Consider the following 25,185-nt stretch of genomic DNA (forward strand, 5'->3'; position numbering starts at 1 on the left):
CTCGTGGCAGTAGTACCGAAAGACGTACAGAAGACGGTGCCCTGGGACTTTCTGGGTGCCAAAGTGTGTTTTGCCCGTATATGGGAGGCGGCATGACAGAGACGGCGAGCGGCCCGGCACGTGGTTCCCGCAACAAGGGAGCCAAGTCGGCGAGCAAGGGCCTGCGTATCGAGCGCATCCACACCACCCCTGGCGTGCATCCGTACGACGAGGTGGCCTGGGAGCGTCGTGACGTCGTCATGACCAACTGGCGCGACGGCTCGATCAACTTCGAGCAGCGTGGCGTCGAGTTCCCCGACTTCTGGTCGGTGAACGCGGTCAACATCGTCACCAGCAAGTACTTCCGGGGGGCCGTCGGCACCCCGCAGCGCGAGACCGGTCTCAGGCAGCTCATCGACCGGATCGTGAAGACGTACACCAAGGCCGGCGAGGAGTACGGCTACTTCGCGTCCCCCGCCGACGCCGAGATCTTCGAGCACGAGCTGGCCTACGCCCTCCTGCACCAGATCTTCAGCTTCAACTCGCCGGTCTGGTTCAACGTCGGCACCCCGCAGCCCCAGCAGGTCTCCGCCTGCTTCATCCTTGCCGTCGACGACTCCATGGAGTCCATCCTCGACTGGTACAAGGAAGAGGGCATGATCTTCAAGGGCGGCTCCGGCGCCGGCCTGAACCTCTCCCGCATCCGCTCCTCCAAGGAGCTGCTCTCCTCCGGCGGCAACGCCTCCGGCCCGGTCTCCTTCATGCGCGGCGCCGACGCCTCCGCGGGAACCATCAAGTCGGGCGGCGCGACCCGTCGCGCGGCCAAGATGGTCATCCTCGACGTCGACCACCCCGACATCGAGGACTTCATCGAGACCAAGGTCAAGGAGGAGGAGAAGATCCGCGCCCTCCGTGACGCGGGCTTCGACATGGACCTGGGCGGCGACGACATCACGTCCGTCCAGTACCAGAACGCCAACAACTCCGTCCGCGTGAACGACACGTTCATGAAGGCCGTCGAGTCCGGTGGCACGTTCGGCCTCACGTCCCGGATGACCGGCGAGGTCATCGAGGAGGTCGACGCCAAGTCGCTCTTCCGCAAGATGGCCGAGGCCGCCTGGGCCTGCGCCGACCCGGGCATCCAGTACGACGACACGATCAACCACTGGCACACCTGCCCCGAGTCCGGCCGCATCAACGGCTCGAACCCGTGCAGCGAGTACATGCACCTGGACAACACGTCCTGCAACCTCGCCTCGCTGAACCTCATGAAGTTCCTCAAGGACGACGGCAAGGGCAACCAGTCCTTCGAGATCGACCGCTTCGCCAAGGTCGTCGAGCTCGTCATCACCGCGATGGACATTTCCATCTGCTTCGCCGACTTCCCCACCGAGAAGATCGGCGAGAACACCCGCGCCTACCGCCAGCTCGGCATCGGCTACGCCAACCTCGGCGCCCTGCTGATGGCGACCGGCCACGCGTACGACTCCGACGGCGGCCGCGCCCTCGCCGGTGCCATCACCTCCCTGATGACCGGCACCTCGTACAAGCGCTCCGCCGAGCTCGCCGCGGTCGTCGGCGCGTACGACGGCTACGCCCTCAACGCCGAGCCGCACCAGCGCGTCATGCAGCAGCACGCCGACGAGAACACCAAGGCCGTCCGCTTCGACGACCTGGACTCGCCGATCTGGGCCGCCGCGACGGAGGCCTGGCAGGACGTCGTCCGCCTCGGCGCCAAGAACGGCTTCCGCAACGCCCAGGCGTCGGTCATCGCCCCGACCGGCACCATCGGTCTCGCGATGTCCTGCGACACCACCGGCCTCGAGCCCGACCTCGCCCTGGTCAAGTTCAAGAAGTTGGTCGGCGGCGGCTCGATGCAGATCGTCAACGGCACCGTCCCGCAGGCCCTGCGCCGCCTGGGCTACCAGGAGGAGCAGATCGAGGCGGTCGTCGCCCACATCGCCGAGCACGGCAACGTGATCGACGCCCCCGGCCTGAAGACCGAGCACTACGAGGTCTTCGACTGCGCCATGGGCGAGCGCTCCATCTCCGCGATGGGCCACGTCCGCATGATGGCCGCCATCCAGCCGTGGATCTCGGGCGCCCTCTCCAAGACCGTGAACCTGCCGGAGACGGCCACGGTCGAGGACGTCGAAGAGGTCTACTACGAGGCCTGGAAGATGGGCGTCAAGGCGCTCGCGATCTACCGCGACAACTGCAAGGTGGGCCAGCCCCTCTCCGCCAAGAAGAAGGAGGAGGAGAAGGTCGAGGTCACCGCGAAGTCCGAGGCGACGATCCGCGAGGCCGTCCAGAAGGTCGTCGAGTACCGTCCGGTCCGCAAGCGTCTGCCCAAGGGTCGCCCGGGGATCACCACCTCCTTCACCGTGGGTGGCGCCGAGGGCTACATGACCGCCAACTCCTACCCGGACGACGGTCTCGGCGAGGTCTTCCTGAAGATGTCCAAGCAGGGTTCGACCCTCGCCGGCATGATGGACGCCTTCTCCATCGCCGTCTCCGTCGGTCTGCAGTACGGCGTTCCGCTGGAGACCTACGTCTCGAAGTTCACGAACATGCGCTTCGAGCCGGCCGGCATGACGGACGACCCGGACGTGCGGATGGCGCAGTCGATCGTCGACTACATCTTCCGCCGCCTGGCGCTCGACTTCCTGCCCTTCGAGACGCGTTCCGCCCTCGGCATCCACTCGGCCGAGGAGCGTCAGCGCCACCTCGACACCGGCTCGTACGAGCAGGCCGAGGACGACGAGGTCGACGTCGAGGCCCTGGCCCAGTCCGCGCCCCGCGCCCAGGAGCTGAAGGCCGTCCCGGCCCCGGCCCCGCAGGCCGAGATCCCGGCCCCGAAGACGGCGCACACCTCGGCGGAGCTCGTCGAGATGCAGCTCGGCATCAGCGCCGACGCCCCGCTCTGCTTCTCCTGCGGTACGAAGATGCAGCGCGCCGGCTCCTGCTACATCTGCGAGGGCTGCGGCTCCACCAGCGGCTGCAGCTGATTCACGGCATAGCCCAGGGGTGACATCCCTGGTCAGGGCGGTGGTTCCGGTTTTCCGGAGCCACCGCCCTCGGCGTTGGTGACGCCAGGCGCGTCGCGGAGGGCATGGTGGTGGCGGGCTTCCCGGCATGATCAAGAGAATCGAGCTGTCCGCCCGCCTGTGAGCGAGTCGCCCGGGAGTGGACTGCCCGGCACCCCGACCACGCTGTTCCAGTCGTGTCGCCCAGAGAGGATCACCCGTCCGTCCGGTCGTGGCTGCTGCGGTGTGGCACGGCACGGGAGGGCCTCGCGGCCCCGGCCGGTACGGCGAGTGCGAAAGAGGGTGTCGGCCGTCGGTCGGCACCCTCTTTCACACGCTCGTCAGACCGGTGTGGAACCGAGGACCTTCGCGAAGGATCTCGGGTCGGCGTCGAAGCCCCGGCTGATCGCGCGGTACGACCAGCCGTCCGCACCGTCCCGGGTGAACTCCACGACCGTCGCCGACAGGGCGCCCGACACGTCCGTGAAGTCGTGGCTCAGAAGGTCGGTGTACCCCTCGCGGACCCGAATGCCGGTGCTCGCTATGTCGCCGAAGGTCAGCCTGCCGCCGGCCTGCTGCACGGTCACGCCCACCACCACGCGCGCGTAGCGGGGTGCCAGCCGGTCCAGCTCGAGCGTCATCGCCTCGTCGTAGCCGAAGCCCTGCCCCGTACGGCTGTCACGGTGGAGCGTGATCGTGCCGTCGGGGGAGCGGCTGCCGAAGTGCACCAGGTAGACCGGGGACCCGTGTGGGTCGTCGGCCGCGAAGACGCCGGCGACGAGATCCAGGTCGTGGGCCGGCGCACCGGTCGGGGCAGGGTCCCATTTGAGCGTCACCTCGACCCTCGCCACGCCCTTGTTGAGTCCGCTCACGGTGCTTCCCCTCTCCACGCACGCCTCCGCGTACGCCTCGACCGTCGCCCCCGCCACGCTCAAAAGCCCGTGGTCGCGGGGAGATTGCTCATGGTGTCATGGGCCTACGACAGTGGACCCGACGGTGGAGGGGGAGAGCGGTTTGTGGAGTGGTGACGAGCTGGATCTCGACGCCTATCTGGCTCGAATCGGCTACGACATCGGACGGGACGGGGAACTCGCCACCGATCGTCGAACGTTGACCGCGGTACACCGGGCGCACGTCCGGTCCGTTCCGTTCGAGAACCTCGACGTGGCCCTCGGGCGGCAGGTCCCCCTGGACCTGCCGAGCCTTCAGGCCAAGCTCGTCCGCCGCCGCAGGGGCGGCTACTGCTACGAACAGAACTCGCTCCTCGCGGCGGCACTGGAGCGGATCGGCTTCCCGGTGGCCGGGCGCGGAGCCCGCAACCGTACGCGGGGTGGGGCGCTGCTGCCCGTCACCCACGCGTTGCTGGTCGTCGAGGCGGAGGGCGAACAGTGGCTCGCCGACGTGGGGTTCGGCTGGCAGGGGCCGTTGGAGCCGGTTCCCCTGCGGGACGGCGCCCGCGTGGAGCAGGACGGCTGGACGTTCGGCATCGAGACCGAGGACGAGGGCATCCACGTACTGCGTTCCCTGCGTCCGCACGGCTGGACCGATCTGTACGCGTTCTCTCCGCAGACCCTGTACCCGGGTGACTTCACGGTCATGAACCACTTCAGCTCCAGCCACCCGGAATCGCGTTTTCTCGGCCAGGTCGTGGCGCAGCGGCCCGGGGCCGAGGTGCGGAGGGCGCTGGTGCGCGAGACGCTGACGAGTGTCCGTACGGACGGTGCCACCGAGGAACGAGTGGTGACCGTCGGGGAGCTGGCGGCGGTCCTGGAGGATGACTTCGGCATCGAGATCGACGACGAGGAGCGCGCCGGGCTGGAGCGACTGCACCCGGTGGGAGTCTGACGCGCACTGCCGGGGCGCCCCCAAGGCCCGTACGATGGCGCGGTGCTGGTCAAGTGGATTCGCTGCACCGTGGTGGACCGTCGAGGGTTCGAGCGGGGACAGCGGAAATGGGCGGGGCTGCTCGGTGAGCCGGGATTCCGGGGCCAGGGCGGCGGGTGGAGCCGGGCTCGGCCGGACGTCGCCCACATCTTCGCGTTCTGGGAGAGCCGGGCCTTCTACGACTCGTTCATGGCGCGGTCGCACGATCGTTTGGCGGCCTCGCAGGTGGGCACGTACAAGGACATCCAGGTCAAGCTGTTCGACCACCGTTTCGACGTGAAGACGGGGTTCGAGCCGAAGTTCGGCGACGCCGACGTGGCACGGGTGGCGCACTGCCGCGTCCACGAGGACCGTGCCGAGCACTTCGCGCTCATGCAGGAGAAGGTGTGGAACCCGGCGATGGCCGGGTCCCCCGGCATGCTGCGGGGCCTGTTCGGCGAGGCGCCGGGCAGTGAGTTCCTGGTGCTGTCGATGTGGCGCTCCGCCGCGGAGCACGGCAAGTACCGGGTGGAGCGCGTCGAGCGGCTGGGTCTGCGCGCCAAGACCGATGCCGACGTGGCGGCGCTGACCGGCGACGTGGTGCAGCTCGACGCGGCCTGGACGGTCTGAGGGCGCACGGCTCCGCCGGATCCTTACGCCGGGACCGGAGGCCTGGACCTAACTCCGGATGGCTCCGACAGGGGACTCGGCCGAGCCCGCCACGCGCCCTCGATCTAGGGTCGGGGTATGGCACGACCGCGGCGCATCGTTCTCGTACGGCACGGAGAGTCCGAGGGCAATGCCGATGACACGGTGTACGAACGCGAGCCCGATCACGCGCTCCGCCTCACGGAGACCGGGTGGCGGCAGGCGGAGGAGACGGGGGAGGGGCTGCGGGAGCTGTTCGGGGACGAACAGGTCAGCGTCTACGTGTCGCCGTACCGCCGCACCCATGAGACCCTCCGGGCCTTCAGGCTGCCCCGGGAGCAGATGAGGGTGCGGGAGGAGCCGCGTCTGCGGGAGCAGGACTGGGGCAACTGGCAGGAACGGGAGGACGTACGCCTGCAGAAGGCGTACCGGGACGCGTACGGGCACTTCTTCTACCGCTTCGCCCAGGGCGAGTCCGGGGCGGACGTCTACGACCGGGTCGGGGCCTTCCTGGAGAGCCTCTACCGCAGCTTCGAGGCCCCCGACCACCCGCCGAACGTCCTCCTCGTCACCCATGGACTGACCATGCGCCTGTTCTGCATGCGCTGGTTCCACTGGACGGTCGCGGACTTCGAGTCCCTGTCGAACCCCGGCAACGCCGAGAGCCGCACGCTCCTGCTGGGCGAGGACGGGAGATACCGGCTGGACAGGCCGTTCGCACGCTGGCGTACCCCGGAACCGTACGGGCACACCGGATAGAGTGGCTGAGCGATGACCGCTGACTCCTCACTCGACCGGCGCTTCGACCGCGCCCTGGCCAGCCTGCGCGGGCTGTCCGTGGGAGACGCCCTGGGCTCCCAGTTCTTCGTACCCGCCCACTACCCCCTGCTGAAGCGGCGCGAGCTGCCGCCCGGCCCCTGGCAGTGGACCGACGACACCGAGATGGCCTGCTCCGTCCTCGCCGTCCTCGTCGGCCATGACCGCATCGACCAGGACGCGCTCGCCCTGTCCTTCGCGCACCACCACGACTTCGACCGGGGCTACGGTCCGGCGGTCAACCGGATGCTCCGGCTCATCAGGGAGGGCGGAGACTGGCGGGAGCTGTCCGCCGCCCTCTTCAACGGGCAGGGGTCCTGGGGCAACGGCGCCGCGATGCGGATCGCCCCGCTCGGCGCCTGGTACGCCGACGATCCGGAGCAGGCGACGCACCAGGCCGAGATTTCCGCGTACACGACACACCAGCACCGCGAGGCCGTGGTGGGAGCGATGGCCGTGGCGGCCGCCGCCGCCCTCGCCGCCGACCCGGCCGGACCGCCCACACCCGAGGCGCTGCTCGACGGGGTCGTCGCGCTGGTGCCGCGCAGCGCGGTGGGGGCGGGCCTGCGTCGGGCGCGCGACATGCTCGACTACGGGGACGCGGGCACGGTCGCCGCGGTGCTCGGCAGCGGCCGGCGGACCAGCGCGCACGACACCGTGCCCTTCGCCCTCTGGTCGGCGGCGCGGGCCCTGGGCGACTTCGAGCGGATGTTCTGGACGACCGCGCAGGTCGGCGGCGACGTCGACACGACCTGTGCCATCGCCGGCGGCGTCGTGGCCTCCGCGGCGTACGGGGCTCCGCCTGCCGAGTGGCTGCGGCAGACCGAGGACCTTCCGGGGTGGGTCCCGGACGGGACGGCTGTCTGACGTGTGCGATGTCCCCCGGGCCCGTGTCGGGGCCCGGGGGACATCGGCGTACTCGGAGGCCTGTGGACCCCGTTCAGGACGATGTGTGTCCAGGTGGGCGTACGGACGCGTCAGGGGCGCGTACAGACGCGCTCAGGCGGGCATACGAGCCGGGTAAGGCCGGGGACGAGCCGGGTAAGGCGGGCGTACGAGCCGGGTCAGGCTGGGGTACGAGCCGGATCAGGCGGGCGTACGGTCCCGCCTCAGGCCACCGGTCCGGCCGCCTCCGCCCGGCCGCTCAGGGCCTCCAGGTCGCTCTTGCGGACCCTGATCACCAGGACCGCCGTGACCAGCGCGATCAGCACCATCCCTACGGCGGCGGTGAAGGCCGAGGCGATGCCCGAGGTCAGCACCTCATGGCCCCAGGGCGCGGGCAGCTCGTGCGTCTTCGCGAACTCCGCCTGCTGCTCGGGCGTCGCGGTCGCCAGGAAGCCCGGTGCCTGCTTCTGGCCCTCCTCGCGGCTCGCCGTGCCGAAGACCGTGACCAGGATGGACAGGCCGAGTGAACCGCCGACCTGCTGGGTGGCATTGAGCAGACCCGACGCGGCGCCCGCCTCGTGCGGGGCCACCCCGGAGACGGCCGTGAGTGTGAGCGTCACGAAGTTGAGGCCCATGCCGAAGCCGAACAGGACCATCGGGCCGAGGACGGCGCCGGCGTAACTGCTGTCCGAGGTGATGAACGTCAGCCAGAAGAGGCCGATCCCGGTGATCGCCGAGCCGCCCACCATGAACGGCTTCGGCCCGAGGACCGGCAGCAGCCGCTGCGCGAGCCCCGCGCCCGTGACGATCGCGACCGTCACCGGCAGGAAGGCGAGACCGGACTGGATCGGGCTGTACCCGAGGACGTCCTGGACCCACAGGACGATGAAGAAGAACATGCCGAACATGGCGGCCGACAGGCTGAGCATGATGACGTACGTGCCCGAGCGGTTGCGTTCCGCGAACATCCGGAGCGGGGTGATCGGCTCCTTGGCCCTCGACTCCACGACGGCGAAGGCCACGAGCAGGACCACGGCCGCGACGAAGGAGCCGACGGTCAGCGGGTCCTTCCAGCCCTTCTCGGACGCGCTGATGAACCCGTAGACCAGCGCCGCCATGCCGAGCGTCGAGGTCATGCCGCCCGCGATGTCGAAACGGCCGGGGTGGCGCTCGGACTCCGCGATGTAGCGCGGGGCGAGGTAGGCGATCAGCAGGCCGATCGGGACATTGACGAAGAGGACCCAGCGCCAGTCGAGCCACTCGGTGAGCATGCCGCCCGCGAGCAGCCCGATCGCGCCACCACCGGCGGACACGGCGGCGAACACGCCGAACGCGCGGTTGCGCTCCGGCCCTTCGGGGAACGTCGTGGTGATCAGCGCGAGCGAGGTCGGCGAGGCGATGGCGCCTCCGACGCCCTGCAAGGCGCGTGCGGCGAGCAGCTGCCAGGGCTCCTGGGCGAAGCCGCCGAGCAGGGAGGCGAAGGTGAAGACGAGGATGCCGGCCATGAACACCCGGCGGCGCCCCAGGATGTCTCCCGCGCGTCCGCCGAGGAGCAGCAGCCCGCCGAAGGTGAGCGTGTAGGCGCTGAGCACCCAGGAGAGGTCGGTGGTCGAGAAGGAGAGCGCGTCCTGGATGTGCGGCAGCGCGATGTTCACGATGGTGGCGTCGAGAACGACCATGAGCTGGCAGGCGGCGATGACGGCCAGGGCGATACCCGGCCGCCCTCCGGCGCGAGCAGGGCCGTTCTTGGTCTGTGTGTCCACCGGAGAAGTTGTCACTATGGATCCCCCACGGAAGAATTAGTGAACGCACCCGTTCACTGTTCTCCACGGTAGTGAGTCCCCCTCAGTGAACGCAACCGTTCACTGGGTACTGCCGCGTCCCGACTCGTCCCGACCGACTTGCTCAACGGAGAGATCCTGATGGTTACTTCGCGCTCCACGGCCGCCGCCCGGCCGGAGGGGGCGTCTCCGCGACGCCGTGGCCCGGTGCTGGAACGGGCCATTCTGGAGGCCACGCTCGAACAGCTGGGCAGCGTCGGCTGGAACGGTCTGACGATGGAGGGTGTCGCGGTCGGCGCGCAGACGGGCAAAGCCGCGGTGTACCGGCGCTGGCCGTCGAAGGAAGACCTCGTCGCGGACGCCCTCCAGGCCGGGCTGCCGACGCTCGACGAGGCGCCGGACCGCGGGAGCGTCCGCGAGGACCTGTACGCGCTGTGTCTCCGGGTCCGGGACGTGATGTTCTCCAAGCCCGGCCTCGCCCTGCGCGCGGTCCTTCACGAATGCGACGCGGAGTCCGCGGGGAGGTTCCACGACCTGATCGTCGCGGGCGTGACCGAACCCTCGACCCGGCTCTTCAAGGACGTGCTGCGGCGCGGAATCGAGCGCGGTGACGTGCGGGCCGACGCGATCGGCGACCTGGTGCTCGACGTGGTCCCCGCCCTGATGATGTACCGCTCCAAAGTGTGCGGGAGCGAATGGCCGGACCGCGAGATCGCCGACATGATCGACCGGGTCATGATGCCGCTGCTCCGCGTCGGGGCGGCCTGAGAGCAGCCCGAGGCCGGCCTGAGATCGGCCCGACGCCGGTCTGAGAACAGCCCGAGGCCGGCCTGAGGGGAATCCGGGTATCGCAGGCGGCACCGGGCGGCGTAACCTGGCTGGCGCCATGCCGTACGAACCTCCCACCCACACTGTCGAGCGATCGCTCCGAGCGACCACCGGCGCCAGGATCGTCGCCGGAGTCGACGAGGTCGGGCGCGGGGCGTGGGCCGGTCCCGTCACGGTGTGCGCCGCCGTCACAGGGCTGCGCCGGCCGCCCACCGGACTCACCGACTCCAAGCTGATCACCCCCAAGCGCCGTACCGCGCTGGCCGCGGAGCTGGAGCAGTGGGTCACGGCGTACGCCCTCGGCGACGCCTCCCCGGAGGAGATCGACGAACTCGGGATGACCGCGGCGCTCCGGCTCGCGGCGGTCCGGGCCCTCGAAGGGCTTCCCGTCCGGCCGGACGCGGTGATCCTCGACGGCAAGCACGACTACCTCGGCGGCCCCTGGCAGGTCCGCACGGTGATCAAGGGCGATCAGTCCTGCGTCGCCGTGGCCGCCGCCTCCGTCATTGCCAAGGTCCGTCGGGACACCGTCATGGCGGAGCTCGGGAGCGCCGCAGAGGGCTGTGCCGCGTTCGGCTTCGCGGCGAACGCGGGCTACCCTTCGCCGGTCCACAAGGCCGCGCTGGAGGAGCTCGGGCCCACCGCGTACCACCGTCTCTCCTGGTCGTACCTGGACGCGTTGCCCCAGTGGCGTCACCTCAAAAAGGTCCGTCTCTCCGCGGAGGCGGCCGCGCTGGAAAGCGGGGGCCAACTCGGCTTCGACTTCTGAACTTCCGGCTGCCGAACCCTTCTCCAGGGCCGTCCGAGCAGCCGGGGCGCACCTGTGTGCCCACCCGCCGATGCCTCGTGCAGCGGCGTTTGATAGATATCCACCCATGCCTCTCACCCCCGAGGAGCCTCAGATTCACGAGAGCGCCCAGGGTCCCCGCGCCACCACCGCGTCGACCCCCCGTCCCGTACCCGGCCCGCGTTCCGCGGCCTCTCCGCGTCCCGGACACCCGGGCCCCGGCCCGGCCAGGCCCGCGCCGCCGGCCCCGCGCCCGCACCCCGGTGCCGGGCGATCTCCGGCCACCGGTTCGGAGAATCGTTCCGACCAGCGGTCCACTCCGCAGCTCCAGGTGATCGCGGCCCCGGCCGACGGTGCGCTGGACGCTGCCGAGGAGGCCCTGGACCTGCTCCTGGAGAGCGGCCGGGCACCCGGCGACGTCCTGGTGCTGACCACCGGCGACCAGCACCCGTGGGCGGCGCACGAGCTGACCTTCGGCGAGGCCGCCTACTGGGCTCAGCAGGACACCGGCGACGACGTGTTCTTCGCGGACGCGGCCGCCGTCGAGCGGGCTGCCGTCCGGCCCGTGGTGATCGTCGCCGTCAACGGCGGTGACGAGACCGCTGCCCGGGCCCTGCCGCTGGCGATGGCCCGCGCGGGTGCGCTGCTGATCGTCTGCGGCGATCCGGAGCGCGTCGCGGCGCTCGTCGGCGCCGGCGTCTGACCGTCCCGACCCGCCGCTGACCGTCCCGCCCGCCGACCGACCGTCCCGCCCGCCGTGCCGAAGACCGGCCCGGCGGGCGGGGCGTCCACTACGGCGTCGTACGGCCGTGTCAGCGTGTGGCGTCGGTGCGTGCTCGGCCGTTATCGCTCTGCTGTGCCGTCGTCAGCGTGCGGCGGCCCGGCGCAGGGGTTCGGACGCGCCGCTCGCCGTTCTCGGTGTGAGGTGGCCCAGTTCGGCCGACTCGCTCCCGAGAGGGACCGGGTGCGAGTCGGAGCTGGGCCGACGGCCTCCCCGCCCCTCGCCGAGCACCTGCCAGCCGCCGCGGGTCAGCGTGATGTACGCGCCGCAGCGGAGGCCGTGCAACGTGCAGGCGTCCCGGAGCCCCCACATCCAGGCTCCGTCCTCCTCCGTCCAGCGCTCGTCGCCCTCGCGGCAGTACAGCAGGACCGCTGTCCGTACCGGGGCACGGCGCCGGAGATCGTGCGGAAGGACGCGCCGCAGGTGCGCGAGGAGCGCGTTGCGGAACTCCCAGCCGTCGGGGGGCATGGGGCGGCGGACGAATGAGGCGCTGGCGGTGAGCCGCTCCTCGTGGTCCAGGACCGCAACGACCGCCGTCGAGGGTGTGGGGGCATGACGTGAATGCAGGCCGCTGACGACCTCACGCGGATTGCCGAGCAGGGGGATTCCCGCCGCGGCCCACTCGGCCGGTTCGAGTGTCCGTGAGAGGCGGCTGGCGGACTCGGGCGACGATGTGGTCGAGGTGGCTGTGGACGGAGCGAATCCGAGGGTCACGGTCCTCCCTTCGGATGCGCGCCCGCGCGGCGGGCAAGGTCGGGTGAGGGCGCACCACGGCACGGTCCTTCCAGGCCGCTGACGGGCCGTGCGGGGCGGTTTCCCAATTCTTGCTTGGCCCGTGCGCGAGCGGCAATGAGCAATTGAAGTCACTGACGGGAATGCGACGGTATGCCTTTCATATCCCTGCCCAGTTGCCCATTGTTCACTCCCCGTTTCCCCTCCTGTTTCACCGCCGGGGGCGCGAGCCTCTGCGGAAACCTTCCTTCCGTCTCAGGCTGCCTCCGACCGCTCGCACGGCGGTCGAGCAGCGTGCGAGCGGAGTATCACGCTGCGTGAGTTGGGCGATTGTCCGTGCCATCGGGTTGCATGGGGGCATGGACAACCAGGAGCTCCGTGCCGAAGCCGATGCCATCCTCGCTGAGCTCGTCGGTGCGCCGGGAAGTTCGGCGCGGCTGCGGGAAGACCAGTGGCAGGCGGTGGCCGCCCTGGTGGAGGAGCGCCGGCGGGCGCTGGTGGTGCAGCGGACCGGCTGGGGCAAGTCGGCGGTGTACTTCGTCGCCACCGCTCTGCTGCGGCGGCGCGGCTCGGGCCCCACGGTGATCATCTCGCCGCTGCTGGCCCTGATGCGCAACCAGGTCGAGTCGGCGGCGCGTGCCGGCATCCAGGCGCGCACGATCAACTCGGCCAATCCGGAGGAGTGGGACACCATCTACGAGGAGGTCGAGCGCGGCGAGACCGACGTTCTCCTCGTCAGCCCGGAGCGCCTCAACTCCGTGGACTTCCGGGAGCAGGTGCTGCCCAAGCTCGCGGCCACGACCGGTCTCCTCGTGGTCGACGAGGCGCACTGCATCTCGGACTGGGGGCACGACTTCCGGCCCGACTACCGCCGGCTGCGGGCGATGCTCGCCGAGCTCGCCCCCGGGGTGCCGGTACTGGCCACCACCGCGACGGCCAACGCACGCGTGACCGCGGACGTGGCCGAGCAGCTGGGCACCGGGGCCGGCGAGGCCCTCGTGCTGCGCGGCCCGCTGGAGCGGGAGAGCCTGCGCCTCGGTGTGGTCCGGCTCCCGGACGCCGCGCACCGCATGGCCTGGCTCGCCGAGCACCTGGACGAGCTCCAGGGGTCGGGGATCATCTACGCCCTCACCGTGGCCGCCGCTGAGGAGGCGACCGCCTTCCTGCGCCAGCGCGGCTTCACGGTGGCCTCCTACACGGGCCGGACGGAGAACGCCGACCGGCTGCAGGCCGAGGTCGACCTCCAGGAGAACCGGGTCAAGGCGCTGGTCGCGACCTCGGCGCTGGGCATGGGCTTCGACAAGCCCGACCTCGGATTCGTGGTGCACCTGGGGTCGCCGTCGTCCCCCATCGCCTACTACCAGCAGGTCGGCCGCGCGGGACGCGGGGTCGAGCACGCCGACGTCCTCCTGCTCCCGGGCAAGGAGGACGAGGCCATCTGGCGTTACTTCGCCGACACCGCCTTCCCGCCCGAAGCCCAGGTCAGGCAGACCCTCTCGGCCCTCGCCGACGCCGGACGGCCGCTGTCCGTACCGGCTCTGGAAGCGGCGGTGGATCTTCGCCGCACCCGGCTGGAGACCATGCTGAAGGTCCTGGACGTGGACGGGGCCGTCAAGCGGGTGAAGGGCGGCTGGACCTCCACCGGCCGGCAGTGGACCTACGACGCCGAGCGGTACGCGTGGGTGGCCCGGCAGCGGGCCGCCGAGCAGCAGGCCATGCGCGATTACGTGAGCACCTCCGGGTGCCGGATGGAGTTCCTGCGCCGTCAGCTGGACGACGAAGGGGCCGTCCCGTGCGGCCGCTGCGACAACTGCGCGGGGCCCTGGGCGGATTCCTCCGTCTCCACCGAGACGCTGACCGGAGCGGCGAAGGAGCTGGACCGCCCGGGCGTGGAGGTCGAGCCGCGCCGGATGTGGCCGACGGGCATGCCCGCGCTGGGCGTCAACCTCAAGGGGCGCATCCCCGCCGGAGAGCAGTGCTCCACGGGCCGCGCCCTGGGGAGGCTCTCGGACATCGGCTGGGGGAACAGGCTGCGCCCGCTGCTCGCCGACGCCACACCCGACGGTCCGGTCCCCGACGACGTCCTCAGGGCCGCGGTGGCCGTCCTCGCCGACTGGGCGCGCTCCCCGGGCGGCTGGGCGCCGAACGTCCCGGACGCGTCCGCCCGGCCGGTGGGCGTCGTCGCCCTGCCGTCCCTGACCCGCCCGCAGCTGGTCGGCTCCCTCGCGCAGGGCATCGCGACCATCGGGCGCCTCCCCTTCCTGGGCACCCTGACGTACACCGATCCGAACGGCGCGCACGCGGCACGTCGCAGCAACTCGGCCCAGCGCCTCAGGGCACTCTCCGGTGCCCTGGCCGTCCCGGAGGACCTGGCGGGCGCGCTGGCGGCAACTCCCGGCCCCGTCCTGCTCGTGGACGACTGCACCGACTCCGGCTGGACCCTCGCGGTCGCCGCCCGCCTGCTCCGCCAGGCCGGTGCCGAACAGGTGCTTCCGCTGGTGCTCGCCGCCTCGGGCTGACCCCGCGAACCCCTCACGCACCGTCAAACGGTCACGAGCATAGGGGTTTCGGAGCAGCCGCGACGTCGGCCCTGTGGACAACTCCACGGGGCCGCGGGTGTCACGCTCCGGAGTTATCCACAGGGCTTTCGGGATTCGGGAGATCACGAGACCGTCGTGACCATGAACGCGAATCACCACGAATCCAGCATCCCCTCCCGTGCCCCGCGGATCACCCTGCGCGGTCCGGCGGAACTGGCCGACGCCCTGCCCTTCATGCTGGGCTTCCACCCCACCGACTCCGTCGTCCTGGTCGGACTCCACGGCGAGCGCGGCCGCTTCGGCGGCCGGGTCAGGCTCGGTATCCCGCGCTCACCCCGCGAATGGGCGTCCACCGCGGACCACCTCGCCGAATGCCTCGTCGAGAGCGGCGACCGGAACGGCGACCGACCGGACGGGATCGTCGTCTTCCTGTGCCAGGACCCGGAGCCCGGCGAGACGGGCAGCAGGGTCATGGAGCGGCTTCGCCCCTTCGCGCAGCGACTGCGCACCGCCTGCGGAGCCCTCGACATCCCCGTCTTCGAAGCCCTCTGCATCTCCGACGGGCTCTACTTCTCCTACTGCTGCCCCAACGAGCGGTGCTGCCCGCCCGGCGGCACGCCCATGGGGCTCGCCGGCACCTCGGTGGCGGCGGCGACCGCCGCCTACGCCGGAATCCAGGTACGAGGCTCGCTCCGGGACATGGAGGCCCGGCTCAAGCCGCACGGCACGCCCGCGGACGAAGCGCAACGCGCCGCCCTCGACGCGGCCGCCGCCGCGATCGTGCCCCGGATCCTCGAAGGTCCGCCCGGCGAGGGACGCGAAGAAGTGCGCGAGACGACGCTGCGAACCGCCCGCGAGATCCTCCGGCGGTTCGCCGACCCGGCGGCCCGCAGGCAGCCTTCCGGCGGGGTGGCGGCGGCCGAGGCGGCCGACGACGCCCTGATCGGTACGGAGGAGGCGGCCGCGCTCATCCTGGGCCTCCAGGACCGGGCCACCCGGGACCGCGCGGCCGAATGGATGGAGGGCTGGGAGGGCACCGCCGCCCTACGGCTCTGGCGCGTCCTGGCCCGCCGCTGCGTCACCCCCTACCAGGAGCACGCCGCCGCGCCGCTCACCCTCGCGGGCTGGGCGGCCTGGTCCACCGGCGACGAACCGACCGCCCGGGTCGCCCTGGGACTCGCCCTCGACGCAGATCCCGAGTACGTCTTCGCCCGACTGCTGCACCAGGCCTGCAACGAGGGGCTGGACCCCGAGTCGCTGCGCTCCTGCCTGAGGAGCGAGCGGGACACCCGCGGCGCGGCGGAGCAGGCCGCTCCCGCGTCCACCCGGCGGGTCAGGACCCGGACCGCCGCCCGCCCCCAAAGCGCCCGGCAGAGCCTCAGGAAGCCCGGACGGCAGACCGGCGGGGACCGCGGGGCACCGGCCGGAGTCCGGCCGAGCGGCCCGGCCACGGGCAGGCCGAGGACCAGCGCCCCGCGCCACGGCGGGCAGCGCGGCAGCAGGAGCGGCCGATGACGACCGTGACCCGGCCGCCCGCGCGCGCGTTCACGTCTCTGGCGGAGTCGGACGCACCGTGCCGCCGACGCCCCGCCGGCCGCCCGGACCGCACAGAGAGCACCCCACACCCGCCATGGCCCTCAGCCCCGTCCCGGCCCCCGGGCGCCCCGCAGGACACCCGAAGGGACCCGCGCACGGACCCGCGTCCGGCGTGGGTGCCGCGCCCCCACGCGCGGTGCGGCCGGGCGAACTGCCCTCGGTGCACGGCGCGCTCCTCTGCGTCGCCCTGCCCGCCCTCGCCGTCTGCGCCGAGCACGGCCAGCTCACGGGAGACGGACCCGAGGGCGTGTACGCGGCGGGCCGACGGCTCCTGTCCCGCTGCGTCCTGCGGGTGGCGGGGCGCGAACCCCTCCCGCTCCAGGGGCGGATGGCGGCCGCCGACCGGGCCGTCTTCCTCGGAGTCCTGCGAGTCCCCGGGGACGCGGGACCCGATCCCGGGCTCGCCGTCGAGCGCTCGCGAGGCGCCGACGGAGCCGAGCGCATCACCCTGCGCAACGCGACCCCCCGCCTCCTCCGCCTCCCCGTGGAGATCGCTCTGGGCACGGATCTCGCGGACCTGGGCGCGGTGGCGTCCGGCAGGGCGGGACCCGAACTCGCCGCGAGCGTCCACGGCACCGGACTGCGCTGGACCGCGGGCGACGGACGATCCGTCGCCGTCACCGCGGACCCGCCGCCCATGGACTCCCTGGCGGCGGCGGGCGTCCTGCGGTGGGAGGCCGAACTGGCGCCCGGAGCGCCGTTCACGATCCGGCTCCAGGTGCGCGGCGACCGGGCGGCCGGGCCCGCCGCCTCCTCGGGGGCCGGCGGAGGGCGGCCCGGCGGCCACCTCATCGCCGAGGCGTGGGCCGAGGGTGACGACCCGCGCCCGGGCGAGCTGCTTCGCGCCTCCGTCGAGGATCTGCGGGCCCTGCTCCAGCGGGACCCCGCCCACCCCGCCGACGTCCATCTCGCGGCCGGCGTCCCCTGGCGCTGCGGACCGGTCACCGCCGAGGCGCTCTGGGCTGCCCGCATGGTCCTGCCTCTCGGGACCCGGCTGGCCGCGACCACGTTGCGTGCGCTGGGCCGCGCCCAACTCCAGGGAACCGGGCCCGAGTCCGGTCGTCTCCCCGGCCCCCTCAGGGACGCGGGCCCGCACCTTCCGCCCCGCTGCACGGGCATCGAGGCCACGCTCGCCTTTCCCGCCGTTCTCGCGGAGGCCCGCCGCTGGGGGCTGCCCGCCGCGGACCTGGAGGAGCTTCTTCCGGTGGCGGAGCGATGCCTGGGCTGGCTGCGCCGTACGGTCGGCCACAGCGGCTTCGTGCCCGACCCGGGGCCCGCCGGGCCCTGGCGGGCCGAGACCCAGGCGCACGCGTACCGTGCGGCTCTGCTCGGCGCCGACCTGCTCGACGCCTGCGGGAGGCCCGGGGGCGACGACCTGCGCGAGGGGGCACGGACACTGCGCGAGCGGTTCCGGCGCGACTTCTGGCTCGACGACCGGGCGGGGGGCAGGCCTGCCGTCGCCCGCGCGCCTGACGGCCGGACCTGGTCCCAGCTGGGCGGCTGGGCCGCACACCTGCTCGACACCGGACTGCTGGGCGGCGGCCGGTACGCGCAAGGCCTGCTCGACCGGGCGGAGACCGAGCAGGTGGCCAGACTGCTCGCCACCCCGGCCCTCGACTCCGGCTGGGGGCTGCGCGGCCTCGGGACCAAGGAAGCCGGCCACAACCCCTTCGGACACCGGGCCGGCGCGGTCCGGGTGCACGAGACGGCGGTCGCCGTGGCCGGCCTCGCCGCCACCGGCCACGAGAAGGAGGCCGCGTCCCTGCTCCGCGGGCTGCTCGACGCGGCGGCGGCCTTCGACTACCGGCTCCCCGAGATGTACGCGGGGGAGCAGCGGACGGCGGGAGGGCGTCCGGTGCCGCACCCGGCCGCGTGCAGGCCGGCGGCCGTCGCGGCGGCCGGCGCGGTCCAGGCGCTCGTCGCCCTCGCCGGGATCCGCCCCGATGCGCCGGGGCGCTCCGTGGCGGTGCACCCCATGCCCTCGGCCCCGCTGGGAGCGATCCGTCTTTCGGGACTCGTCGTGGCGGGCGAGCCCTTCGCCGTGCGGGTCGGCAGGCTCGGTCTCGGTATGGTCGAGGAGGCCGCAGAGGGCCTTCAACTGGGGGTGTGACGGGATGCCGGGCGCAGACACGACGGAAGCTTCGCGGCGCGGCGAAGAAGTCGTCGCCGATCCTTCCGCGACGCGTGTTTATCGTCAGGGAGACGACTATGATCGCGGCATGTCTCCCTACGACCCGTCGGCCTTTCCGCCTTTCGCTGTCACCGTCGATCTGGTCGTGCTCACCGTGCGGCGCCACGCGCTCTGCACCTTGATCGTGAGGAGAGGGGAACCGCCGTTCCAGGGGCGGTGGGCGCTCCCCGGCGGCTTCGTCCGCGAGGGCGAGGACCTCGGCGCCGCGGCCGCCCGTGAGCTCGTCGAGGAGACCGGACTCCACGCCCACGACCCGGGCGACCCGCCGCCCGTACCGGGCAACGGCGCGCACCTGGAGCAGCTGGCCACGTACGGGGCTCCCGACCGCGACCCGCGGATGCGGGTGGTCAGCGTCGCGCACCTGGCGCTGGCGCCGGACCTTCCCGCGCCGCGGGCGGGCGGAGACGCGAACAGCGCCCGCTGGGAACCGGTCGGGGAGCTGCTCGGCGAGGCCGGGGGCGACGGAGCTGTGGGCGGGGGAGCCGAGCCGCTCGCCTTCGACCACGCCCAGATCCTCGCCGACGGAGTGGAACGGGCCCGCTCCAAGATCGAGTACTCCTCCCTGGCCACGGCGTTCTGTCCGCCGGAGTTCACCGTCGGGGAGCTGCGGCGCGTGTACGAGGCCGTCTGGGGCGTCGCCCTCGACCCGCGGAACTTCCACCGCAAGGTGACCGGCACGCCCGGCTTCCTGGTCCCCGCCGGAGGCACCACGACCCGTCAGGGGGGCCGTCCCGCCCAGCTCTTCAGGGCAGGTGGGGCCACGCTCCTCAACCCGCCGATGCTGCGCCCCGAGGTCTGACCGACCCGGCCGTCCGGCGCCCCAGGGCGCCAAACCTGCGCCGAAAGTCCGAAATGTAGCGTTATCTTGCTGCGGTAGCGCCGCCCTGCCGCGGAGCGGTGTCACCTACCGCGAGAGAAGCGATGCTCCAGGCAATCGGACTGACCAGCACTCCCCGCCGCGATCGCCCGCCCGCCGTGGACGATCTGACCTTCGAGGCGCGGCCGGGCGCCGTGACCGCGCTCCTCGGCCCCCCGGGCTCCGGCAAGACCACCACGCTCCGGCTCATGCTCGACCTCGAGCCGGGCCGCGGGATCACGTACTTCCGGGGTCGGCCGCTGAACGGTGTGGCCCATCCGTCGCGCGAGGTCGGCGTGTTCCTCGGCGACGTCCCCGGGCACCCCTCCCGCACGCTCCGCGGGCAGCTGCGGATGCTCTGCGCCGCTTCCGGAACTCCCGTCGCACGGTCCGGTGAAGTGCTGCGGACCGTCGGCCTCGCGGGCCTCGAAGGGCGGCGGATCGGCACGCTTCCGCTCGGTGCGGAGCGCCGACTCGGCTTGGCGTGCGCCCTGTTGGGCACCCCCCACGCCCTGCTGCTCGACGAGCCGGGTGCCGGTCTCTCCGTCACCGAGAGCGCGTGGGTGTACGAGCTCCTGCGCGCACACGCGGCCGGCGGGGGGACGGTGCTCTACACGACCCAGGACCCGAAGGACGCGGCTCGTCACGCGGACCGGGTCGTCACCCTCGACGGCGGCCGCGTCGTCGCCGACCAGGACGCGACCGAGTTCGCGCGCACCCGGCTGCGGCCCCGCGTCGCCGTCCGCACCCCCCACGTCGCGCGACTGGCCGCCGCCGTGACCCAGGAGGCCCGAGCCGCCCGCCGGCCGGTCGAGGTGGTCGCGGAGGACGGCAACCTGCTGTCGGTCTACGGCAGCGACTGCGCCGCCGTCGGCGACACCGCGTTCCGGCACGGCGTGGTCGTCCACCGGCTCGCCGACGAGACCGGCGACACGGCGCCCCCGCCCCGAGCCTCGGAAGGCGGTGCGCCCGGGTCTGACGCGTCCGGGCACGGCTCCCCGCGACACCGAGTCCCGCCCTCGCGGGACGCCGAGCCGGCGTCCCGCGCCACCGCGCGTGGCGACTCGACCGAGGAGAAGCCCCACGCCCGGAGGCCGGCCCGCTCGCCCTCGCGCCCGCTGCGGTACGAGCTCCGCCGGCTCGTCGGCGTGCCGAGCACCCCGCTCGTCGTGGCGGTGGTCCTCCTCGTCTCCGCGACCCTGGCCCTGCTCCTCGCGCGCGGGGGTTCGACCGCGCTGCCCGTCGTCCTCGCCGGGTGGCCCGAGATCTCTCCGCTGCCGCCCGCCGCCCTCGGGGCCGGGTTGATCGGCGCCTTCTCCTTCGGCGAGGAGTACCGCTACCCCGCGCTCACCGCGGGCCGCGGCGCCGTGCCCCGGCGGCTCGGCCTGCTGCTCGCCAAACTCGTCGTGGCGGCGGCCGTGGCCCTCGGCCTCGGGACGCTCGTCGTGGCGGCCGACCTGGGGGCCCTGAGACTCGTCTACGGGGGCGAGTTGATCCCCGTACCGAAGAACTGGCCATCACTGTGTGCGAGTTGGCTGGGGTTGCTCGTCGGATGCGCCTGGGCGGGGGTGCTGGGCGCCGGGGTGTTCCGGGCCGCCGCCGCCGGTGTGGCCGCGGTCCTCGCCGTACCCGTAGCTTTCGTTCCGCTCCTGCGGATGGTGCTCACCGGCCCGTCGGTGCGTTCGGTCGCAGGGCTGCCGGCTCGGTTGCGCGACATCGCCGGTCCGCAGTGGTCCCCGGGCGCGGACCGGTGGTTGGCGGGGGCGCTGCGGGTGGTCGGACAGCCCGCGGGGGTGGCGCTCTCGCTGATGTTGACCGGCCTGCTCTGCGCTTATGTGTTCACCGGGCTTCGCCGGAGGGCCCGTTGGTGATCACTTGCGGATCGAAAGATTCCGGTTTTCGGGCAACTCCCTTAAAGATCGCCCCCTATGTCTGAATAATCGTCAATTGTGTAGGGGGTGCCGATCACCCTTTCGTGTGCTTTTCACCAAAGACCTCAAGGGTCACGGAGGCAACGCCGACAAAGGATGCGTGAGTACCCTTGCGCACACCATGATGACCGCCGCCCGCCCCGTCGAGTCCGGCCTCGGCGCCCCGGGCGATCTCGACCGCTACCCCTACGCGGAGGCGCCCGGCGCCGGCCGCGTGGGTCCGCCCTCCTGGGAGGGCGTGGAAACCGATCTGGGCCGCGTCGGCCGCCGCAGCACCGGCAGCCGGGGTCGGGGTCTCCACGGCCAGCTCGTCCAGCAGCTCGGCCAGATGATCGTCTCCGGCGACCTCGGGGCCGACCGCCCCCTCGTCCCCGAGGAGATCGGCCAGCGCTTCGAGGTGTCACGCACCGTCGTGCGCGAGTCGCTGCGCGTGCTGGAGGCCAAGGGCCTCGTCAGCGCCCGCCCCAACGTCGGCACGCGCGTCAGGCCCGTCAGTGACTGGAACCTCCTCGACGCCGACATCATCGAGTGGCGTGCCTTCGGCCCGCTGCGCGACGACCAGCGCCGCGAGCTGAACGAGCTGCGCTGGACCATCGAGCCCCTGGCCGCCCGCCTCGCCGCCGGACACGGCCGCGAGGACGTCCAGCAGCGCCTCTCCGACATGGTGGAGATCATGGGGCACGCGTACGCGCAGGGCGACGCGATCACCTTCTCCCGCGCGGACACCGAGTTCCACTCCCTGCTCATCCAGCTCGCCGGGAACCGCATGCTGGAGCACCTCTCCGCCATCGTCGGCGCCGCGCTCCAGGTCTCCGGTGGTCCCGTCACGGGCTGCGACCGCCCGAGCGAGGCGTGCCTCGGTCACCACGCCCGGATCGTCGACGCCCTGGCGGAGGGGGACGCGCAGGGTGCCGAGGCGGCCATGCGGCAGCTGCTGACCGTCCACCCCGAGGTGGAGCGCGTCGTTCCCGCCCCCCGCGAACACTGACCGCGGGTCGTGGCCGGGAGCGCGGAGGCACACGCATCGCGCGCCGCCGGGTCCGAGCGCGTTCCGGGGAGCCCGGTCGGGTCTCCCCGGATGGCGCCAGGGTTCCGGCGGCGCGAATGTGCCATGATCTACCGCTTCGGCTGTTACGTCCCGTATGAGGTGTGACTCGGGCCACGGAGATTGGGCGTAACACTCTTCCGAGCCGTGCGATGACCTAAGAGGTGACAGCCGAGGAAGGAATACAGCAGCCGTTGGAGGCGCTGTGCAGTTCCCCGGCCCAACCCGCGCCGTCGGCACATCTCCCGCCGACGGTCGTCGGCTCCGGCCCTATCCAGGGCGGGGCCGGAAGCCGTTTCCATCGTTCCGAGAGGTTGTTCGTGTCGGCCAGCACATCCCGTACGCTCCCGCCGGAGATCGCCGAGTCCGAGTCTGTGATGGCGCTCATCGAGCGGGGAAAGGCTGATGGGCAGATCGCCGGCGATGACGTGCGTCGGGCCTTCGAAGCCGACCAGATTCCGCCAACCCAGTGGAAGAATGTTCTGCGCAGCCTCAATCAGATCCTCGAGGAAGAGGGTGTGACGCTGATGGTCAGTGCAGCGGAGTCGCCGAAGCGCGCCCGCAAGAGCGTCGCCGCGAAGAGCCCGGCCAAGCGCACCGCCACCAAGACCGTCACTGCCAGGACGACCGTGACGAAGACCACCGTCTCGGCCGCAACGGCTCCTGCGGCGGACGGCGACGACCTGGCCGACGAGGCCGGATCGCCCGCCAAGAAGGCGGCCGCGAAGAAGACCGTCGCCAAGAAGGCGGCGGCCAAGAAGACCGTCGCCAAGAAGACGGCGGCCAAGAAGACCACGTCCAAGAAGGACGGCGACGAGGCCGAGGGCGAGGAGCTCCTCGACGAGGTCGCGCCCGGCAAGGGCGAGGAAGAAGAGACCGAGGGCGAGAGCAAGGGCTTCGTCCTGTCCGACGATGACGAGGACGACGCTCCTGCGCAGCAGGTCGCCGTCGCCGGTGCCACCGCCGACCCGGTCAAGGACTACCTCAAGCAGATCGGCAAGGTCCCGCTGCTCAACGCCGAGCAGGAGGTCGAGCTCGCCAAGCGCATCGAGGCCGGCCTGTTCGCCGAGGACAAGCTGGCGAACTCGGACAAGCTCGCGCCGAAGCTCAAGCGCGAGCTGGAGATCATCGCCGAGGACGGCCGCCGGGCCAAGAACCACCTCCTGGAGGCCAACCTCCGTCTGGTGGTCTCCCTGGCCAAGCGCTACACCGGCCGCGGCATGCTCTTCCTGGACCTGATCCAGGAGGGCAACCTCGGTCTGATCCGCGCGGTCGAGAAGTTCGACTACACCAAGGGCTACAAGTTCTCCACGTACGCCACCTGGTGGATCCGTCAGGCGATCACCCGCGCCATGGCCGACCAGGCCCGCACCATCCGTATCCCGGTGCACATGGTCGAGGTCATCAACAAGCTCGCGCGCGTGCAGCGTCAGATGCTCCAGGACCTGGGCCGTGAGCCCACCCCGGAGGAGCTGGCCAAGGAGCTCGACATGACCCCTGAGAAGGTCATCGAGGTCCAGAAGTACGGCCGTGAGCCGATCTCCCTCCACACCCCGCTGGGTGAGGACGGAGACAGCGAGTTCGGTGACCTCATCGAGGACTCCGAGGCGGTCGTGCCGGCCGACGCGGTGAGCTTCACGCTCCTCCAGGAGCAGCTGCACTCCGTGCTCGACACGCTCTCCGAGCGTGAGGCGGGTGTCGTCTCGATGCGCTTCGGCCTCACCGACGGCCAGCCGAAGACGCTGGACGAGATCGGCAAGGTCTACGGCGTGACCCGCGAGCGGATCCGTCAGATCGAGTCGAAGACGATGTCGAAGCTGCGTCACCCGTCGCGTTCGCAGGTCCTGCGCGACTACCTCGACTGATCCGTTCCGAGGCGCAGAGCGACACGCGAAGGGCCCGGTTCCCCGAAAGGGAGGAACCGGGCCCTTCGCGTGTGCGCGGGTGCAGGGGGCGGGCGTGTGCAGGACGCTGGGTGAACGGACATCACCGGAGAGTCAGGAGGCTCCATGCGTGGTCCCTTCACCCGTGCCTTGACGGGTGCCCTGGGCCTGATCACGGCGGCGGCGGGGCAGGTCGCCACCGCCGCTCCCGCGGCAGCCGACAGCGTCGTCGTGGGCGGCCGGCAGGCCCTGATCGCGGACGCGCCGTGGGTCGTGGCGCTGTCCAGCCGTGACCGGTTCGGGGGTACCCGGGCGGGGCAGTTCTGCGGCGGCGTCGTCGTCGCGCCGACCAAGGTGCTCACGGCGGCCCACTGCCTGGGCCGAGAGGCCCTCGGCGGCGAGCCGTGGGAGGTCCGCGACTTCGCGGTCATCGCCGGCCGTGCCGCGCTGCGAGGGCAGGGCGGGCAGGAGGTCGGGATCTCGGACACCTGGATCAACCCCGACTACGACCCGACGACGAACTCGGGCGATCTCGCGGTGCTGACACTGGCGAGCGCGCTGCCGCAGTCGTACGTGATCGGCGTCGCCCGCGCCGGGGATCCGGCGTACACGCCCGGTACGGAGGCGGACGTCTACGGCTGGGGCGACACGACCGGCAACGGGACCTACGCCTCCACGCTGCGGACGACCCGCGTCCAGGTGCTGCCGGACACGGAGTGCCGACGGGCGTACCCGGGCGGTTTCGGAGTCCCGTACCGCAGCGACACGATGCTGTGCGCGGGCGACCCGCAGGGCGGCAGGGACGCGTGCCAGGGGGACAGTGGCGGACCCCTGGTGGCCAAGGGGCTGCTCGTCGGCCTGGTGTCGTGGGGGAGCGGCTGCGGGCAGGCGGAGAACCCGGGTGTCTACACGAGGGTCTCGGCGGTGCTGCCGGAGCGGATCTGACGAGCGTCCGCGCCCGTGGCCGCGAGCGGAGCTGGGTGGCTACGGGCGGCCTGGGCGGCCAGGAGCGGGCCT

Annotated in this window: 19 protein-coding genes; 16 read left to right on the forward strand and 3 right to left on the reverse strand. The window is 72.0% G+C overall.

Annotation, left to right across the window (positions count from 1 at the left end):
* Window positions 1–92: 92 nt before the first annotated feature.
* Window positions 93–2,987, forward strand: a complete 2,895-nt coding sequence (locus ACFWWU_RS23150) for a vitamin B12-dependent ribonucleotide reductase (RefSeq protein ID WP_384147721.1) — start codon at window positions 93–95, stop codon at window positions 2,985–2,987.
* 359 nt (window positions 2,988–3,346) lie between these two features.
* On the opposite strand, the gene ACFWWU_RS23155 is transcribed toward ACFWWU_RS23150, so the two are convergent.
* A complete protein-coding gene (locus ACFWWU_RS23155; protein WP_384147722.1) occupies window positions 3,347–3,877 on the reverse strand; it encodes a TerD family protein in 531 nt (176 codons plus the stop codon).
* 142 nt (window positions 3,878–4,019) lie between these two features.
* Between ACFWWU_RS23155 and ACFWWU_RS23160 the strand changes: the two genes are divergently transcribed.
* From ACFWWU_RS23160 to ACFWWU_RS23175, 4 genes are all read left to right on the forward strand, one after another.
* On the forward strand, window positions 4,020–4,850 hold the full coding sequence (locus ACFWWU_RS23160; protein ID WP_384147723.1) for an arylamine N-acetyltransferase: 831 nt from the start codon (window positions 4,020–4,022) through the stop codon (window positions 4,848–4,850).
* A gap of 42 nt (window positions 4,851–4,892) precedes the next feature.
* Window positions 4,893–5,498, forward strand: a complete 606-nt coding sequence (locus ACFWWU_RS23165; RefSeq protein WP_384147724.1) for a YdbC family protein — start codon at window positions 4,893–4,895, stop codon at window positions 5,496–5,498.
* A 117-nt stretch (window positions 5,499–5,615) separates the two neighbouring features.
* Window positions 5,616–6,275: a histidine phosphatase family protein gene (locus ACFWWU_RS23170; protein WP_384147725.1), complete on the forward strand. Its 660-nt coding sequence runs from the start codon at window positions 5,616–5,618 to the stop codon at window positions 6,273–6,275.
* Window positions 6,276–6,287: 12 nt separating this feature from the next.
* Window positions 6,288–7,199, forward strand: coding sequence for an ADP-ribosylglycohydrolase family protein (locus ACFWWU_RS23175; protein ID WP_384147726.1), 912 nt, complete (start codon window positions 6,288–6,290; stop codon window positions 7,197–7,199).
* Between the two features lie 242 nt (window positions 7,200–7,441).
* Here ACFWWU_RS23175 and ACFWWU_RS23180 read toward each other — a convergent pair whose 3' ends face one another.
* Complete coding sequence (locus tag ACFWWU_RS23180) at window positions 7,442–8,995, reverse strand: MFS transporter (protein ID WP_384147727.1); 1,554 nt, start codon at window positions 8,993–8,995, stop codon at window positions 7,442–7,444.
* Between the two features lie 144 nt (window positions 8,996–9,139).
* On the opposite strand from ACFWWU_RS23180, the gene ACFWWU_RS23185 reads away from it, so the two are divergent.
* From ACFWWU_RS23185 to ACFWWU_RS23195, 3 genes are all read left to right on the forward strand, one after another.
* Window positions 9,140–9,766, forward strand: coding sequence for a TetR/AcrR family transcriptional regulator (locus ACFWWU_RS23185; RefSeq protein WP_384147728.1), 627 nt, complete (start codon window positions 9,140–9,142; stop codon window positions 9,764–9,766).
* A gap of 118 nt (window positions 9,767–9,884) precedes the next feature.
* Entirely contained in the window at window positions 9,885–10,595 is a 711-nt protein-coding gene (locus ACFWWU_RS23190; protein WP_384147729.1) for a ribonuclease HII, read from the forward strand.
* Between the two features lie 106 nt (window positions 10,596–10,701).
* Window positions 10,702–11,316: a hypothetical protein gene (locus ACFWWU_RS23195; RefSeq protein WP_384147730.1), complete on the forward strand. Its 615-nt coding sequence runs from the start codon at window positions 10,702–10,704 to the stop codon at window positions 11,314–11,316.
* A gap of 162 nt (window positions 11,317–11,478) precedes the next feature.
* On the opposite strand, the gene ACFWWU_RS23200 is transcribed toward ACFWWU_RS23195, so the two are convergent.
* Complete coding sequence (locus ACFWWU_RS23200; RefSeq protein WP_384147731.1) at window positions 11,479–12,108, reverse strand: hypothetical protein; 630 nt, start codon at window positions 12,106–12,108, stop codon at window positions 11,479–11,481.
* Window positions 12,109–12,485: 377 nt separating this feature from the next.
* Between ACFWWU_RS23200 and ACFWWU_RS23205 the strand changes: the two genes are divergently transcribed.
* From ACFWWU_RS23205 to ACFWWU_RS23240, 8 genes are all read left to right on the forward strand, one after another.
* Window positions 12,486–14,645, forward strand: a complete 2,160-nt coding sequence (locus ACFWWU_RS23205; RefSeq protein ID WP_384147732.1) for a RecQ family ATP-dependent DNA helicase — start codon at window positions 12,486–12,488, stop codon at window positions 14,643–14,645.
* A gap of 162 nt (window positions 14,646–14,807) precedes the next feature.
* On the forward strand, window positions 14,808–16,181 hold the full coding sequence (locus ACFWWU_RS23210) for a DUF4192 domain-containing protein (RefSeq protein ID WP_384147733.1): 1,374 nt from the start codon (window positions 14,808–14,810) through the stop codon (window positions 16,179–16,181).
* Between the two features lie 115 nt (window positions 16,182–16,296).
* On the forward strand, window positions 16,297–18,372 hold the full coding sequence (locus ACFWWU_RS23215; RefSeq protein ID WP_384147734.1) for a glycogen debranching N-terminal domain-containing protein: 2,076 nt from the start codon (window positions 16,297–16,299) through the stop codon (window positions 18,370–18,372).
* Window positions 18,373–18,481: 109 nt separating this feature from the next.
* Complete coding sequence (locus tag ACFWWU_RS23220; protein WP_384147735.1) at window positions 18,482–19,252, forward strand: NUDIX domain-containing protein; 771 nt, start codon at window positions 18,482–18,484, stop codon at window positions 19,250–19,252.
* 122 nt (window positions 19,253–19,374) lie between these two features.
* The gene (locus ACFWWU_RS23225; RefSeq protein WP_384147736.1) at window positions 19,375–21,180 is read left to right on the forward strand and encodes an ATP-binding cassette domain-containing protein; all 1,806 of its coding nucleotides are present in this window, start codon (window positions 19,375–19,377) and stop codon (window positions 21,178–21,180) included.
* 160 nt (window positions 21,181–21,340) lie between these two features.
* Window positions 21,341–22,228, forward strand: a complete 888-nt coding sequence (locus ACFWWU_RS23230; RefSeq protein WP_384147737.1) for a FadR/GntR family transcriptional regulator — start codon at window positions 21,341–21,343, stop codon at window positions 22,226–22,228.
* A gap of 377 nt (window positions 22,229–22,605) precedes the next feature.
* On the forward strand, window positions 22,606–24,150 hold the full coding sequence (locus tag ACFWWU_RS23235) for an RNA polymerase sigma factor (protein WP_384147738.1): 1,545 nt from the start codon (window positions 22,606–22,608) through the stop codon (window positions 24,148–24,150).
* A 144-nt stretch (window positions 24,151–24,294) separates the two neighbouring features.
* The gene (locus tag ACFWWU_RS23240; protein WP_384147739.1) at window positions 24,295–25,113 is read left to right on the forward strand and encodes a serine protease; all 819 of its coding nucleotides are present in this window, start codon (window positions 24,295–24,297) and stop codon (window positions 25,111–25,113) included.
* Window positions 25,114–25,185 lie beyond the last annotated feature (72 nt).

The sequence above is a fragment of the Streptomyces sp. NPDC058650 genome, from assembly GCF_042717315.1.
Taxonomy (GTDB): domain Bacteria; phylum Actinomycetota; class Actinomycetes; order Streptomycetales; family Streptomycetaceae; genus Streptomyces.